The following is a 15,928-nucleotide window of genomic DNA, read 5'->3' on the forward strand; positions in this document are numbered from 1 at the left end:
AATAACGCCATGTCCAACACTCCATGACCCCTCGCTCATCAAAGCAAGGGGCGAGTTCAACATGGGTCACTTCTCAGTGGAAATTTGTGCCCCTCCCGGGTCACTTCTCAGCGGCAATCAACATGATCGGCACATAGAGGTAGCGGAAGCGTCCGGCGGGTCCGCCCAGATCGGAATAGTCATGCCAGCGCAGGTCATAACTACCCGACACGATCAGCGGTTCGGCGCGTCCTTTTTGTTGTGCCCGCCCCTGCTGCCGCCCGCCCAGCCTCGGGTGCCAGTCAGATTGCTGAGATCCGACAAATCGAACGCGACATCGATCGTGTCCGCCCGGCGCCAGTTCGACCAGTACGCGGGCTCGTTGGTCAGAACCTGAACCGCGGCAGGTGCGCCGAACCGCGCGCAGGGCACGAGAAAGAACTGACGCCAACCTTGGGAGGCAACACCGATGAATTTGGACGATCCCCGCGCGCTGCTCGCCCGCGCACGAAAGCACTTTGCCGAGTTGAACGCATTGCTTCATCCGCAAGATGGGCCGCGTCTGTGGCAGACGCGCGAGCGGCGTGACCCGCAAACCGGCGAATGGTTCTACTGCCTTCACTTGGACCGGCAGCGGCTGATCGAGGCGAAACCAATCATCGCCGACAGCGCGACCAACATCGCGTCCGCTTTAGATCATGTCGCGGCCGCTATCGCTAAAGCCAACGGACATGACCGGTTGAAAACACTCTATTTCCCGTGGGGCCTCACCGACGAAGATTTCGACAAGAAGTTGAGAAAGGTCGAAGACGTGCTTGGGGCGGAGATGTCCGGTGTGCTTGCCGCCGCCCGTACGAGGCACCGCCACGAAGTTCACCACGTCGAGGCGGCCAAGCAGATATCCAATTCGGGGAAACATTGGGAATTGATGGCGTCGGATGGGACCGCGCATGGCATTGCCTTAAACGTGCCCGGTAGGCAGCGGATATTCCAAATCCCCGCCGACGCCTTCGCTGAGGCCGATGCTTTCGAGTTTCACCGCGGAGCAGTGCGTCTGCCCAGCGTTCCGATCAGCATTGTGATCGGTCAGGCGATTGACGGCCTAGACGAAGGGCTGCCGAGGTCACCGGATTCGATCCTTGAGTGTTCCTTCCGGTTTGTTGAGGGGGTGATCGCCGCCGTCGCGGAGGCCGCTGCCTAAGCGAGATCGACGGTCAGGACACCATCGAGCCGGTCCACGAGGGAGCCGACCGTCAGCAGGAAGTCGTCCGCCGTCAGCAATCGACCAAAATGGCGATATTTGCTTCAGCCACGCGCACGTCCGACCTTGAGAATTGCTGTCATTCGAGTCGAGGGGGTCTGTGAATGCTGGAGCCGCTGACGTAGCGGATCTCCTACCCCGCATGCGGGTGAGAGCGCAGATCGACTATCTTCCACCCTCCTACAAAGGCTTGGACCCAACCCCACGACGCGCGCTCGCAGTGTGAAGGTCAGTGTCGCTCCCCATCGGTCAAATCCCCAGCTGCTGCCAGATTGGCATCGGCAGGCGGACAACTGGCGTAAACGGCGGCACCTACCTTTCTCCAGCAGAATGCGGCTGACCAGAAAAAAGAAATCTTGTTCATTTACGGCTGATCTTGCCGCCACTCACATGCTCCCGATAAGGCGGTGACTCAGCAACCGAGAAACGGGATTATGCAATGAGATTACAGTTCAACAGAACTCACCTCTCGGTGACAAGCTTTCCCACAATAGAGTTGCCCGGCTTCGCCGTGATCACCGGACCGAACGGAGCCGGAAAGAGTCACCTTCTTCAAGCGATCACCAACGGCTCGATCCAAACGGACGTCGCACAGGCCAACACGCCAACCCAAGAGATTAGAATGTTCGATTGGAACACGCTGGTGCCCCAGGACACTGGCGCGTTCTCCAGCGAACATCTTCGCAATGAACGCGAACAAGCGCGGAACAATTTCCTCGGGTTGCGGCAGCACCCCGAGGCAATGGAGCCGCTACGTGCAATTGGGCGGCAGTGGAACTTGCCAAGCGACTACATTGACAATCCGACCAAGTTGCTTGGGCTTCCATCTGAGGTTCTAGCGACAATGGTACCCGCTGGAATGGACGTCGTTGTGGTCGAAGAGCAAATCGCCGCTGCTGCAAATGCCTCTAGCAACTGGATCCTCCAGCATACGGACGACAACACCAAGGCCACCCTGATAGCGATGAGCACAGCCGCCAAGCGTCCGATTATCGCAATGAACGATAAGCACCTTGACACATCGGGGATCCCGAACTGGGGAAGATCAGACCTCTTCCAGCAATCGTTTGCACGGCTGTTCGTTGCATATCGAGACGCAAAAGTTGCGAACCTACTGGCCGAACTGCAGGCCAGTAAGGGTCAGACGGGCGTAGAGTTCCTGTCCGAAGAGGAATTTTCGAAGGAGAATGGGCCCCCGCCTTGGGATTTCGTGAATCAAACGGTTAAGTCTGCCGGTCTTGATTTCGAGATAAATAGCCCAAGTCTGTACGATTTTTCACCGTACACGCCGCAATTGACCAAGAATTCCAGCGGTTCCGTAGTGAATTTTTCCAGTCTTTCTTCAGGTGAGAAGATCCTTATGTCTTTTGCATTTTGCGTATATTACGCGAATGACAGGCGGCAGCTGGCAGTTTACCCTAAGTTGATATTGTTGGACGAGATCGACGCCCCGTTGCACCCTGCAATGACAAAAAGTCTGGTTGACACCATCACCGGCACGCTCGTGGGGGAGTTCGGGATCAACGTTCTGGCCACCACCCACTCGCCTTCCACGGTTGCTATGTCGCCGGAAGATTCATTGTTTATGATGCGGCCAGGACGTCCGGGCCTAACGCAGGTGAAGAAGGCAGAGGCGCTCAACATACTAACTGTCGGTGTGCCCACGTTGGCAATCTCCTTTGACGGGCGCAGGCAGGTGTTTGTTGAAAGCCCCGCCGATGCAAAAACCTACGACGCTCTTTACAAGTTGTTGAAGCCGAGAATCGTCTCGGAACGATCGCTTGAATTTGTGTCAACCGGTGGGCAAACCAACGTTGGGTGTGACGTCGTAAAGCGACTCGTTGAGAGCCTTGTTGGGGCAGGAAACCAGTCCGTCTTTGGGCTGATCGATCACGATGGTCACCACCAAGGCTCGGCGCGCATCGCAGTCCTTGGTGACGGCAAGCGCAATGGTCTCGAGAATTTTATTTTCGATCCTTTACTTATCGCCGCGCTTATCTGTCGTGATGTTAAAGAGCACAGGTCTGCGATCGGAATGGTAGACTCACTCACCTATCCTTCATTCCTCTTGCAAGGGCCTTCGGATATGCAAGAGATAGTTGACCGAGTAACCGAGGCTGTGTTCGGAGACTTATCTGAGCAGCGCATTGAGACTGAGTACTTCGGTTCCTATTCACTTTCGCTGGACCAGCGCTGGTTGCTTGAAGACGATCATAGTTTGGAGGCAAAAGTCATCGATGCATTTCCGTCCATTCAAGCTCTGACAAAGAGGCAAGCGGGGAAACTGATGCAGCACATCGTTGGAAAGGTCTTGTCCGACCGGATCGAACTGCTTCCGCGAGCGATTGCCGACACCATAGTTAATCTGCTGGAGCGGGACTCCCACATTTAGGAGTGGGTGAGGAGCGAATCAAAACAAAACAAGTTCATTTATGCTTTCTTCCGCGAACTGGATCATGCGCAGAGCTGGCGAGTTCAGCTGAGTGGGGCGTCTGTGTCGGTCTTTCTATTTGCCTGCGACATAGGCGGGCCGACGCGTAACCAGCACTTCTGGCAAGAGCTGCCGTTCGGCATGTCGGTCACATACGTCGGCCTTGTCCCAGACCAAGTCCTTCAACCTTTCCGAAAGCGTAATGAACGAACGGCAGGAATCGATAACCCCAAACTGAAGCGCGAATGTCCGGGTTTACGGCGGCACTTGCCGCGCTGTCGTTGCCGTTCAAAGGGGCGGCAGCCGACCAACGCTAGCCGTTCCCGACAGACTTTTAGGACGTCCGCTCATGCCAAAACTTGTCGTTGACATGTTTCCGAGCATCCAGGCTGCGGATGCCGCGACAGCTGCCTTCCACTCTCCCAATACCCTTCCTTGATAGCCGCCCGTCGTTCACCCCGGGGGTGTGACATTCCTCCGATCGCTGGGATACTCAATCGGAGGAATGTCGCCGTAAATTCTTGATAGGGAGCTTAGTGGACCATGCGATCAGTCACGCCGTTTAGGCTAGTTCCGGCGTAAACTCGACGGGCATCCGGATGATCGCATTGAACCACACCGAGCGGAGCCATTCGGGTTCGCCGACCGGGTGAATGTCCGGGATGCGCGAAACGATTTGCGCCAGCAGCGCGCGGAGTTGCATCTTTGCAAGGCGGGCACCGACGCAGATGTGCGGCCCGGCACCGAAAGCGAGATGGCGCTTGGCATTCTCGCGCGTGATATCGAAGCGGTGCGGGTCCTGGAACATGGCAGGATCGCGGTTCGCCGCGGCGTAAGACATGTAGATCTTGTCCCCTTTCCTGACGGGGTGCCCACCGATCTCTGTGTCGGCCAGTGCGGTGCGGGTAAAGTTCGTGGTGGTCGAGGTATAGCGCAGTACTTCGTCGATCGCGTTGTCGATGTGCGCGTCGAAATCGCTGCGCAACAAGGCATATTGATCCGGGAAGCGGTTCATCAGGTTGATGAAATGCACTGCGGTAGAGCGGGTCGTCTCATGACCTGCCATGGCGAAGACCAGGAAGAACTGATTGATCGCCATCGGATCGAGATTGAGCGTCGTGTCGTTGACCATCGCGCTCAGCAACCGGCCATCGGGATTGCGCCGCTTTTCCGCCGCCAGTTCCTGCGCGATGCCGAACAGCCCGATGGTCGGATCGAGCGAGTGAGTAGAACGGCTTTCCACATCGGCCAGGGCATTGCCGTAATCGGCCACCTGGTTGCGATAGTGTTCGGGAATGCCCATCAGTTCGCAGAAGGTGGCGATCGGCAGGCGTGAGGCGACGTCGAAGACGAATTCGCAGTGACCTCTGCTGGCCACGGAGTCGATGATCTCGGCGGCGAGCCGTTCTATCTGCGGTGCGATCTCGTTCAGGGCCTTGGGCATGAACGGGGGCATGATGACCTTCTTGACCGCCGTATGGTCGGCGGGCTTCATCGACATGAAGTTGGCGCGCTGGCGCTCCAGTCCCTCGCCTTCGAAATCCCACACGACGATGCCGTTCTCGTGACTGCTGAACAGCTCCTGGTTCATCGAGACGTCGTAGACGTCCTTGTAGCGGGTGAGCACCCAGAAGCCCTTGACCCCCGACGACCCGGGCATGGCGTTGACGTAATGCGGGTTCGGGGGGTTCCAGTGGACCGGATCGGTCGCGCGCCACTTGTCGAACAGGTGGTGCGGCGGGCCCTGTTCGGCGGGGAACAATCCGGGGTCGAGCAGGTTTTCGGTCATGTCCGCAACGGTCATCGCATTCTCTCCCGTTATGTGTTCAGGCTTTGGCCTGATCTTGCCTAGCCCACCAGTCACCGCCGAGCGCGACCCGCGTGACGGCATCGGTGTTGGTCGGTCCGTGGCCAACCTTGTGCGCAGGAGCCGGTATTTCCTGAACCGTGTTGGTCAGGCGGCCCACCCCGGTCACTTCCACCTCGACCACGTCGCCGATGTTCATCGGACGGCTGTTGGCGGGGGTGCCGGACAGGATCAGGTCGCCCGGCAGCAGGGTGATATGGCGGCACAGATCGGCCAGGATGTAGGGGATGTCGAAGGTCATTTCCCCGATCGCGCCTTCCTGAACGACCTTGCCGTTGATGTAGGTGCGCAAGGTGGAATCGCGGATGTCGACGCCGCGGACGATCCCCGGCCCGATCGGGCAAAACCCGTCCATGCCTTTCACGCGCAGCATCGAGCCGGCGTCGGTATCGCGGAAATCCTGTGCGCCGACATCGTTGACCGGGGCAAAGCCGGCGATGTGGTCCCAGACATCGGCTGGCCCGACATTGCGCATCGGCTTGCCGACGACCACGCCGACTTCGCCTTCATAGTTGAGGTACTGGCAGTCGGCCGGGCGCGAGAGCTTGCCGCGATGCGCGTTGAGCGTGGTCAGCGGCTTCTGAAAATAGGTGGGCGTGACCAGCTCCGGCGCGCGGAATTCGACGCGGCGGGAATCATAGTTCAGATGGATGCAGATGATCTTGGTCGGATCGCAAGGCGGCAGATAGACTGCCTCGGACTCGGCCACACTGCGGCCATCACCCAGTCGTAGCTGGTCGCCCTCGGGCCGCACCCATTGCGGGGTCCCTTCGAGCAGAATGCGGCGCCACTCTTCGCGCGGTCCATCGAGTACTGACATCGTTCTCTCCCAAATCCATTGCGCTGGTGCCGCTCAGGCCGGAATCATGAAGCCCTTCATGTTTTCCATCACCGGGGCGTGGCCGAAGGCGTCACGCTGGTAATATTCGGATTGCCCGGTTGGTTCGCGTCCGCCCCAGCCGATCTCGTTCATGAAGCCCGAGGGGTTCTTGAAGTAGAACGAGTACATCTGGTCGTTGGCGTGACTGCCTGGCTCGATGATCACGGGAATTCCGGAATGACGCACAACGTCATAGGCCAGCCCGACATCCTGCATCTGTTCGACTTCGAACATCAGGTGATTGATGCGTTTTTCGGCGGGCTGACCGAACGCCAGGGTGTGCTGGCGCTGGTTGCAGTGCAGGAACATCAATTCGACCGGGCCGGGCGCGCCGGGCAGCATGATCTTGTATTCCACCCCGCCGCGCAGGCCCAGCAACGCGTAGAACGCGTGGATCGCCTCGAATTCGGCCCGGCGATTGAGCATCATGTGGCCAAAGCCGCCGCCGGCGGTCTTGAACCCGCCATGCATCCGCCGCCCCGGGTGGAACGGCAGGTCATATTGCACCAGCGGCCCGTGAAACAGTTCGATGGGATAGCCGTTGGGGTCTTCAAGGAACAGGATTTCGAGGACCTTGCGCGCTTCTGCCTCGGCGGGCGTGCCAATCCGGTAGGGAACCGAGGCCGCGTCGAGACGGCGGGCGATCTCGCGGAATTCCAGCACGCCAGCGACGCGCAGGCCCAGCGCCATGAGATCGTCCGCGCCGTCTTCGACCAGCGTGATCCGGTGATGCCAGTAGTCCATCCGAAGATAGCGCGTCCCGGCATCTTCGCCCGGCACCACTTCGAGCCCCAGCACCTGCGCCGCGAATTGGTCCCAGGCGGCGAGGTCGCTGACGCCGATGGTGACGTAACCCAGTTCGGTAACTTCGCTCATGATCACGCCCCCTTGTTCGCGAACGAGCCCTTGCGGACCGCGATGTTCTTGATGTCGCAATAGAAGTCGAAGCTGTGCGTCCCGCCTTCCCGGCCGATGCCGGACAGGCGGCTGCCGCCGAACGGTGCGGCAAGATCGCGCACGAAGAAGCAGTTGACCCACAAGGTGCCCGCCACGACCTGTTCGGCGATCCGCATCGCGCGGGCCTCGTTGCCGCAGAACAGCGTGCCCGCGAGGCCATATTCGGTGCCGTTGGCGATCGCGATGGCTTCCTCGTCGGACGTGAACGTCTGCCAGGTCAGGACCGGACCGAACACTTCCTTCTGCGATATTTCGTCTTCGAGCTTCACGCCGGCGAACATGGTCGGCTGGAAATAGAGATCGCCCGCGTCCGATTGCGCGCCACCCCACAGCACTTGTGCGCCGGCAGCCTTGGCCCGCTCGACGAAGCCGGAGACGCGCGCGAAATGTTCGGGATGGATCAGCGGGCCGACCCGGGTGGTCGCCAGACGCGGATCGCCCACGGTCATCTGGGCGGCGGCGGCGCGGACCTTCTCGAGGAATTGCGCCTCGATCGACGCTTCGACCAATATGCGGGTTCCGGCGAGGCAGACCTGGCCGGCGTTGATGTATTGCCCGGCGACGGTTTGCGCGGCGGCATCGAGATCGGCATCGGCGCAGACGATGAAGGGCGACTTGCCCCCCAGTTCCGAACTCATCGCGGTGATCGAACGGGCCGCTGCCTGGCCGATGATCTTGGCGGTGTCGGTCGATCCGGTGAAGCTGATCCGGGCGAGATCGCGGTTGTTGACCAGCGCATCGCCGGCGTCCTCGCCAATGCCCTGCAGCACGTTGAGCACGCCTGCCGGCACGCCTGCCTCGTGCGCGATGTCGGCTAGCAGCGAACAGGTCAGCGGGGCCCATTCCGGCGGCTTGATCACGATCGTGTTGCCCGCAGCGAGCGCCGGGCCGACTTTCCAGGTCGTCAGCATCATCGGCGCGTTCCACGGCGTGATCAGTGCGGCCACGCCCGAGGGATCGTAGCGCACGTTGTTGACCACTTCGTCATGGTCGATCACGTGATCGTTGAGGCCGAGCGCCCATTGCGCGAAGAACGAGATGTTCTGCGCGGCGCGCGGGACCATGCGGTGCAGGTTGCCCATCAGCAGCGAACCGTTGTCGGCGCTTTCGACCGCCGCGATGTCCTTGCCGCGCGCCAGGATGCCTTCGGCAAACTTGCGCAGGATCGGCAGGCGCCCTTGCGGCCCCAGTGCGGCCCAGGCGGGATAGGCGGCGCTGGCCGCCTCGACGGCCATGTCGGCTTCGGCCTGCCCGCCAGCAGCAACCGCGCCGAGATCGGCGCCATCGATCGGCGAAGCGTTAGCGAAACGGTCTGCGGACGAAACGCGTTTGCCGCCGATCCAGTGATCAAGCGACACTTCGACGCCAGCAACGACGGCCCTTGTATCGGTCATCTGTTCTCTCCCAACCGGCACTCGCTCGATTGCCCGAGTCGAAAAACCGATTAACATCATTTTTGACTGCAGTCAGTTTATGCGCTATCAACGACTCGTCAAGCAGGCTTTTGCGGCCTTGCCATTTGGCGCGATTGGCCACAGCCAACGCACGAGAGGAGAGATGCCAGTGGCCGGTACGGCAGTGCGAAAGTCAGAAGCGGGGAGCGAAACGCCAGCGGATACCGCGCCGGGACGGCGCGAGCGCAACAAGCTGCAGAAACGGCAGCGAATCGTGATGGCTGCGCGCGAACTGTTCCAGCGACAGGGCTTTGCTGACACGACGACGCAGCAAATCGCCGCTGCCGCCGACATCGGCACCGGCACGCTGTTTCTCTATGCCAAGTCGAAGGAAGACCTCCTGGTCATGGTCTTCAAGGACGAGATGCTGGCAACGGTGCGCGCCATTTATGCCAGCCTGCCCGAAGCGGCCACACCGGCCGAAAAACTGATGTCGGTGTTTGGCCAGATGGCCGATTATCACGCGCGCGATGCCGAACTTTCGCGGGTGCTGCTCAGGGAACTGGTAACTCCCAGCTCAAGCGAGCGGATCGGAGAAATCAGCGAGTTGATGGACGCCATTTTCGGTGGCCTGACCGGGATTGTCGCCAGCGGCATGCCGGACGAGGGCGGCAATGCCGCGCTGATCGCCCGCTCCGCCTTTGCGCTCTATTACTTTCAGCTGATTAGCTGGCTGGGCGGCGCCTTCGACCGCACCCGGTGCATGCACCTGCTGCGCGATCAGCTTGCTCACCTGATGTCGAGGGAAGCTTCGCATGATTGAACCGCTCAAGGCGCGTTGGCAGCGCGATGAAGTGACGCTGGGGGCCTGGTGCATGATCCCCAGCAGCCTGACCGCAGAGATCCTGGCCAAGGGCGGGTTCGATTGGGTACTGGTCGACATGCAGCACGGCTGCATGGGCTATGAGACCGCGGTGGAGATGATCCGCGCGATCGACCTTGCCGGAATCACGCCGCTGGTGCGCGTGCCGTGGAACGAGCCGGGAATCGTCGGGCGGATGCTCGATGCCGGCGCCATGGGTATTGTCGCGCCGATGATCAATTCGGTCGAAGCGGCGCAATCCTTGGTCGATGCCTGCCGCTATCCGCCGCTCGGCAAGCGCAGTCTCGGCCCGGTCCGGGTCGGCGCGCGCGACGGGATGGGCTATGTCGGCGCGGCCAATGCCCGCGTTGCCGTGATCCCGATGATCGAGACGGCAGAGGCACTGGCCGCAGTGGACGATATCGCCGCGGTTCCGGGGGTCGATGCGCTGTTCGTCGGCCCGTTCGACCTGTCGTTCTCGCTTGGCCTGCCGCCCGGCGACAACGATGAAAAGCCCCCCTTCGATGACGCCATCGCCCGGATCAATGCCGCGGCGCGGGCGCGGGGGATTGCCACGGCCGTGCTGTCGACGGCGGCGCTTGCTCCTCTGCGCAGCAGGCAGGGTTTCAGGATGATTTCGGTCATCACCGACGCCCCGGCGCTCGGCGCTGCAGCCGGTGCCAGTCTCTCTGCCGCCCGCGCGGGCATTTCGGAAAGTTCGACTAATGCTTGATACTGCGACCCGCGACCAGATCGTCTCCGATCTCCTCGCCACTTACCAGACCCGCAAGGCGCTGCCCTTGCTGACCCAGACCTATCCGCAGATCGACATGGGCGATGCCTATGCCATCCAGCAGGCTTTCCTCGCCCATTCGCTTGCCCAGGGACGGACAGTTCGCGGCTACAAGGTCGGGCTGACATCGAAGGCGATGCAGGCGATGTCGGGCGCGACCGAGCCCGATTTCAGCGCGATGACCGACGATCTGTTCCTCCCCGAAGATACCCCGCTGGAGGCCGCGCGGTTCTTCCGGCCGCTGATCGAGATCGAGATCGCCTTCGTGATGAAAAGCGCGCTGAAAGGTCCGGGCGTGCTGCCGGTGGACGTGCTGCGCGCTACCGATTTCATCCTGCCCGCGATCGAGATCGTCGATTTCCGCGTCGGGCCGGGACCGGGCATGACCGTTGTCGACACGGTGGCGGATCTGGCCGCCTGCGGTGCAGCCGTGCTCGGCGCCAACCCGTGCAGGTTGCACGACATCGACCTGCGTCGGGTCCACGGCCAGATGCTGATCAACGGCAAGGTCGAACAGGAAGGCTATGCTTCGGCCGTGCTGGGCAACCCGGTCACCGCGGTGGCCTGGCTGGCCAACAAGCTGGGGGAATTCGGCATCACGTTCGAGCCCGGCCAGACCATCCTGACCGGGTCCTTTGTCCGCGCCATGCCGGTCAAGGCCGGAGACGAGGTGGTGGCGCGCTTCGATTCCGGGTTGGGCGACGTGCTCACGTCATTCGTGTGATCTGGTGAAGGAACACCCAGGCATGTCATCAGCATCGATCTGGCAGCGAACCGATCTGGACTTGGCGGCGATCAACCGCGGGGAAGAAAGGTCGCTGGTGCAGCATCTCGGCATCGAGATCGTCGAAGTAGGCGACGATTTCGTCAGCGCCACCATGCCGGTGGACGAACGCACGCTGCAGCCGCACGGCCGCCTCCACGGGGGCGCTTCGGTGGCACTGGCAGAAACCGTGGGGTCGCTGGCAGCCAACCTGACACTGAATCCCGCCGAAGAGATCGCGGTGGGGCTGGAAATCAACGCCAACCACGTCCGCCCGGTCAAAGCCGGACTGGTCCACGCCACGGCACGACCCGAATCCCTGGGCCGCACAACCCAGATCTGGAGCATCCGCATCGTGGACGACCAGCAGCGGCTGGTCTGCATCTCGCGTCTGACGATGGCGGTGATCGGGGTGGAGCGCAAATGATCACTGCCACCAATGCCCTGATGCAGATCGACGTCGCGGTCGCACCGCCAGTCGAGGTTTCGGCTCGCCGCCGCTGCATTCCGATCGTCGGCGGCGTGGTGACCGGCGCTTTCACGGGCGAAGTCCTGGCCGGCGGCGCAGACTGGCAGCAGATCGGCGCAGACGGCACGCTGGAGATCGAGGCGCGCTACGTGCTGGCCCTGGCCGAAGGACGGGTCGAAGTGGAATCGCGCGGGCTCAGGGCAGGCCCCGCCGATGTCCTCGCCCGCCTGGCGCGCGGCGAAGCAGTCGACCCGGCGCTCTATTACTTCCGCACCGCAATCCGCTTCAAGACCGCCGCCGCTGCGCTGGACCGGCTCAACCGTGTGCTGGCCGTGTCGCACGGTCAGCGCCTCGCCAATACCGTGCGCCTGACCGTCTACGAGGTGACGTGACATGGACAGAACGCTCGATATCGCGATTGCCGGCGGCGGGATTGTCGGCCTGACGGCGGCGCTCAGCCTGCACGCGGCCGGGTTCAAGCCGGTGGTCTACGAAGCGGTGCGCCAGCCTGCCCCGCTGGGGGTCGGGATCAATCTGCTGCCGCACGCGGTGCGCGAATTGACCGAACTGGGCCTGCTCGACGAATTGCTGGGCCTGGGCGTGGCCATCGAGGATCTCAACTACCTGACCAGTGGCGGCGAACTGGTGTGGCACGAACCGCGAGGCTTGGTGGCGGGGTATGCCTGGCCGCAAATCGCGATCCACCGCGGCGCCTTGCAGATGTTCCTGCTGGACAAGGTGCGCCAGCGTCTGGGGCCGCAGGCGGTGCGGATGGGGCAGGAACTGGCCGCCGTCGCGACGATCGGCCAACGCGCCCAGGCGCGTTTTGTCGATCGTGCGAGCGGCCAGGCAACCGCTATCGAAGCCGATGTGCTGATCGGCGCGGACGGCATCCATTCCGCAGTGCGCCGTCAATTCTACCCCGATGAAGGCTCGCCGCGCTGGAATGGCATCACACTGTGGCGCTCGACCTCGCTTGTGCGCGCGCCGATGGGCGGCAAGGCGATGATCTGGGCGGGCCGTTCGGCCCAGAAGTTCGTCGCCTACCCGATCGGCAGGGACGCTGAAACCGGCCTCGACCAGTTGAACTGGATCTGTGACCTCAAGGTGATCGAAGATGGCGCACCACCGCCGCGCGACTGGAACCGGCTGGGCAATCGCGCCGACTTTCTGCCCCGCTTTGCGGATTGGCGATGGGCCGGGGTCAATGTGCCCGAAATCGTCAACGCCTCGGGGCCGATCTACGAATTCCCGATGATCGATCGCGATCCGGTGCCGCAATGGACCTTCGGCCGCGCCACCCTGATGGGCGATGCCGCGCATCCGATGTATCCCATCGGATCGAACGGCGCGACGCAGGGCATCATCGATGCCCGGGTTTTTGCCTGGCACCTGGCCCGGGCAGGATCGGTCGAGGAAGCCTTGCGCGGCTATGAAGCAGACCGCCGCGAAACTACCGCGCGGATCGTGCTGATGAACCGCCAGCAGGGGCCAGACAGGGTGCTCGACCTCGCGGCAGAAAGGCTGGAGGGCATGGCAGGCACACTCGAGGGGGTGCTGCCAATGGCCGAGCGCGAGGCGATCGCCCGGTCCTACAAGAAGACGGCGGGGTTTGATCCGGCGGTCCTCAATGCAAGCCCCAGCTACTCGGTACCCGGTTAACATCCGACCTCGACAGATGCTCCAGCGTCGGTCGACCGCGCTTCTGTCGAGTGCGCAGAGTGGCGGAGCAAGTGCACGTTCGCGCCATAGCCAGCTAACCAAAGCGGGCGTCTATTTCCGAAGATCTGCGTTGAGGCCTCGCACACCCGAAATCAGCGCTTCAAATAGCCATTTGCTGTGGCATCTGGATAAAGGGGCGCTTGGCGCGGGTCCGCTCTCCGAAGCTCCCTTTCCAGATAATCTGCAAGCTCGGCATTCGACAAAAGGGCTCAAGCCGATTCAGGAGGTGGCGGGTTTCGGAAAACCGGACGGTCCCGAGCGCGGCAACGGTGAACGACCGGCAGCTTCCGACGCCGGCACCGAGGACACTGAATGTCGCCTTTTAGGGCGGCACTTGCCACCCCACCGGCGGCGATCGCCATGGCAGCACCCGACCACATTAAGCCGCTCAGCAGCCGGCGGCTGAACGTCTGCTCACGCCGGAAAGCTGTCGTTGGCATAAGCCCGAGCGTACGGGAAAAGTGCCAACACAACAGTCATTCCGCAGGTTTACTATACCATCGCACGTTGCCGTCCGCTCACAGACACCCGTCGTTCTATCCCTCCACCACAAGTGCGAAGCTTCTCACACCGTCTTATGAGATAGCTGCCATCAGGGGCGCAATCGCCGCGCCAGTCAATAGGGCGCAGGCTGCGAGGACAACGCCGGTGGGTCCACCCGCAGACCACGCCCATGAGGACACGAGCGGCCCCAGCATGAGCCCGATCAGGTGACTGCTGCTGGTGTAGGGCGCAGCCCGCAAGGTGGCGTCGATCTTGACCAGCAGCGCCAAATGGAACGGGGGCACCAGCATCCACACAAACGAGAAGATCGTCAGCGCGGCAAGCAAGACGGCCCGTGGGGGCATGGCGCCTATCGTACCAGCGCAAACCACGAGAACCAAGGGGCCGATCACGCTGATCCGATAGGGGGACAGCCGCGAGGCAAACGCGGCGACGACACCGCCCAGAACGTGCATGCCCAATGCCAGCGGGGCGGCGAGCGCCATCGAGATACCGTTGGGCCCCCGCGTCAGCAGCAATGGCGCGTACGACCACAACGCCATCACGCCGCACAGGAACAGGCCGGTGCCGATCAATCCCGCCACGCCTGCCAGCGGCGGACGGGCTCGTGCGCGCTGCACCACCACTGCATCTGCCCCCGGCAAGGCCCGGATCAACAGGAACAACGCAAGGTCGATCACCGCCAGCACCACGTACGGCGCTTGCGGGCCCCATCTGGCTTGCGCAATCTGCGTGACTGTAACGGAGAAAGCCGTTCCCCACAGCGCCTGCAGCGTGACATAGATGGCAAAGTCGCGGGTCGGATCGGCCTGGCGACTGAGGCAGGTGATGAAAACGGACAGCAGCAGTCCGCCTCCCAGCCCTGCGACGGCGCGCAGGATTTCAAGGCCGATTTGCCCTCCCGCAAGGCCGGTCAGCGCGTTCGCAAATGCCAGTAGGGAGATTCCCACGAGCGCAGCCCGGGTAGGCTGGTGCAACGGCTTGAACGAGGGCGCAAGGATGATGGCCAGCGCCATGCCCAAGGCTTCAAGCGCGGCGATCCCGCCTATCTGACCCGCCTCCAACTGGCCAACCTCGTGCAACCCACCCAACAGTACGGGCTGCAATGAAGGCATCGCCCCCGCCGAAACTGGTAGCAGAATCAGCGCCACGCGCTCTCGCAGCGAGAGTTGCAGCCCTGCCGCGCGCCCCTGAAGCATCGCACGTCCCTCCCCGCAGGTCTTGGTCTGCCCGCTTCGCGTAACCTGTCAGGTGAGCACGCTGTCGTCGATAAAATACGACACGCGCGGTGCGGGCGCAGAAAGGCCGGCGGCGATGACGTTCAGGGTGTCGTCGACGATCGCGCGGAATGCGGCCGGGTCGGGCCGGTTTGCGCGGTTTTCGGTATGGATCAGCACCGCGAGGAAGGTTGCTGTCATCGACATGATCCGCTGGTCCGCCACGTCGAGCGGCAGGAAGGAAAGCCGGTTGAAGAGGTAATCCATCGTCCGTTGCAGGTTGGGCGCCAGCGTGCCGCCGTCGGCCGCGTGCACCATGCCCCTCGGGCGGTAGTTCAGCAGATATTGCAGCAGGAACGAAGCGTAGGGGAACCGCCCGTCGCTGTCGCGTAAGGTGAGGTGGGGCAAAACGATCACTTCCCAGAGCGATCGGACGTCGCCTGTCAGCCCCTTCTCCTCCACGGCGGTGATCAGTCGGGCCCGCGCTGGTTCCAACTGGACGATGCGATGCTGGAAAATGGCCTGGATCAGGCCTTCCTTGGATCCGAAGTGGTAGCGCACGGCATTGTTGTTGCCGTGCCCCGCAGCGGTGGCGATTTCGCGCAAGGAGGTGCCATCGATGCCTTGGTCGGCGAACAATCGCTCGGCCGCGAGCATCAATTGCACCTTGCTGTCACCCTGCCCTCCAGGCGACGGCGCCACCTCCAACCTCGCTCCGTCCACAACCGTTCTCCTTGCGCCCACCACATAACGCACCTGCGTTATTTTTTGAAATGCCAATTTCATAGTTTAACGCAACTGACTTCCTAAAATTCGCGGATTCAGGGGA

The 15,928-nt window shown here is 62.1% G+C and carries 14 protein-coding genes; 8 read left to right on the forward strand and 6 right to left on the reverse strand.

From position 1 onward, the window contains the following. Positions 1 to 448 precede the first annotated feature (448 nt). Together OLX02_RS18940 and OLX02_RS18945 are read left to right on the forward strand one after the other, a co-directional pair. The gene (locus OLX02_RS18940; RefSeq protein ID WP_264425383.1) at positions 449 to 1,180 is read left to right on the forward strand and encodes a hypothetical protein; all 732 of its coding nucleotides are present in this window, start codon (positions 449 to 451) and stop codon (positions 1,178 to 1,180) included. Between the two features lie 499 nt (positions 1,181 to 1,679). Beyond that, positions 1,680 to 3,632: an AAA family ATPase gene (locus OLX02_RS18945; protein ID WP_264425385.1), complete on the forward strand. Its 1,953-nt coding sequence runs from the start codon at positions 1,680 to 1,682 to the stop codon at positions 3,630 to 3,632. Positions 3,633 to 4,233: 601 nt separating this feature from the next. On the opposite strand, the gene OLX02_RS18950 is transcribed toward OLX02_RS18945, so the two are convergent. Genes OLX02_RS18950 through OLX02_RS18965 form a run of 4 tightly spaced genes read right to left on the reverse strand, consistent with a single transcriptional unit; the run spans position 4,234 to position 8,769 of the window. Then, entirely contained in the window at positions 4,234 to 5,475 is a 1,242-nt protein-coding gene (locus OLX02_RS18950) for a cytochrome P450 (protein WP_264425387.1), read from the reverse strand. A gap of 22 nt (positions 5,476 to 5,497) precedes the next feature. Continuing rightward, complete coding sequence (locus OLX02_RS18955; RefSeq protein WP_264425388.1) at positions 5,498 to 6,358, reverse strand: fumarylacetoacetate hydrolase family protein; 861 nt, start codon at positions 6,356 to 6,358, stop codon at positions 5,498 to 5,500. A 33-nt stretch (positions 6,359 to 6,391) separates the two neighbouring features. After that, the gene (locus OLX02_RS18960; RefSeq protein WP_264425389.1) at positions 6,392 to 7,294 is read right to left on the reverse strand and encodes a VOC family protein; all 903 of its coding nucleotides are present in this window, start codon (positions 7,292 to 7,294) and stop codon (positions 6,392 to 6,394) included. 2 nt (positions 7,295 to 7,296) lie between these two features. Further along, positions 7,297 to 8,769, reverse strand: coding sequence for an aldehyde dehydrogenase family protein (locus OLX02_RS18965; RefSeq protein ID WP_264425390.1), 1,473 nt, complete (start codon positions 8,767 to 8,769; stop codon positions 7,297 to 7,299). A 169-nt stretch (positions 8,770 to 8,938) separates the two neighbouring features. Between OLX02_RS18965 and OLX02_RS18970 the strand changes: the two genes are divergently transcribed. From OLX02_RS18970 to OLX02_RS18995, 6 genes are read left to right on the forward strand one after another with little or no spacing between them, the layout of a single operon-like run. After that, entirely contained in the window at positions 8,939 to 9,592 is a 654-nt protein-coding gene (locus OLX02_RS18970; RefSeq protein WP_264425391.1) for a TetR/AcrR family transcriptional regulator, read from the forward strand. Then, a complete protein-coding gene (locus OLX02_RS18975; protein WP_264425392.1) occupies positions 9,585 to 10,364 on the forward strand; it encodes an HpcH/HpaI aldolase family protein in 780 nt (259 codons plus the stop codon). Before OLX02_RS18970 ends, OLX02_RS18975 begins: the two co-directional genes overlap by 8 nt. After that, a complete protein-coding gene (locus OLX02_RS18980) occupies positions 10,357 to 11,148 on the forward strand; it encodes a 2-keto-4-pentenoate hydratase (protein ID WP_264425394.1) in 792 nt (263 codons plus the stop codon). Before OLX02_RS18975 ends, OLX02_RS18980 begins: the two co-directional genes overlap by 8 nt. A 22-nt stretch (positions 11,149 to 11,170) precedes the next feature. Further along, the gene (locus OLX02_RS18985) at positions 11,171 to 11,614 is read left to right on the forward strand and encodes a hotdog fold thioesterase (protein WP_264425395.1); all 444 of its coding nucleotides are present in this window, start codon (positions 11,171 to 11,173) and stop codon (positions 11,612 to 11,614) included. Further along, positions 11,611 to 12,048, forward strand: a complete 438-nt coding sequence (locus OLX02_RS18990; RefSeq protein ID WP_264425396.1) for a DUF3237 family protein — start codon at positions 11,611 to 11,613, stop codon at positions 12,046 to 12,048. Before OLX02_RS18985 ends, OLX02_RS18990 begins: the two co-directional genes overlap by 4 nt. A gap of 1 nt (position 12,049) precedes the next feature. Continuing rightward, positions 12,050 to 13,318: a flavin-dependent oxidoreductase gene (locus OLX02_RS18995; RefSeq protein WP_264425398.1), complete on the forward strand. Its 1,269-nt coding sequence runs from the start codon at positions 12,050 to 12,052 to the stop codon at positions 13,316 to 13,318. Between the two features lie 635 nt (positions 13,319 to 13,953). Here OLX02_RS18995 and OLX02_RS19000 read toward each other — a convergent pair. Beyond that, entirely contained in the window at positions 13,954 to 15,081 is a 1,128-nt protein-coding gene (locus tag OLX02_RS19000; RefSeq protein ID WP_264425400.1) for a hypothetical protein, read from the reverse strand. A gap of 48 nt (positions 15,082 to 15,129) precedes the next feature. After that, positions 15,130 to 15,885: a TetR/AcrR family transcriptional regulator gene (locus OLX02_RS19005; RefSeq protein ID WP_264425401.1), complete on the reverse strand. Its 756-nt coding sequence runs from the start codon at positions 15,883 to 15,885 to the stop codon at positions 15,130 to 15,132. Between the last annotated feature and the right edge of the window lie 43 nt (positions 15,886 to 15,928).

This window comes from Novosphingobium sp. KCTC 2891 (assembly GCF_025938155.1).
Lineage (GTDB): Bacteria > Pseudomonadota > Alphaproteobacteria > Sphingomonadales > Sphingomonadaceae > Novosphingobium.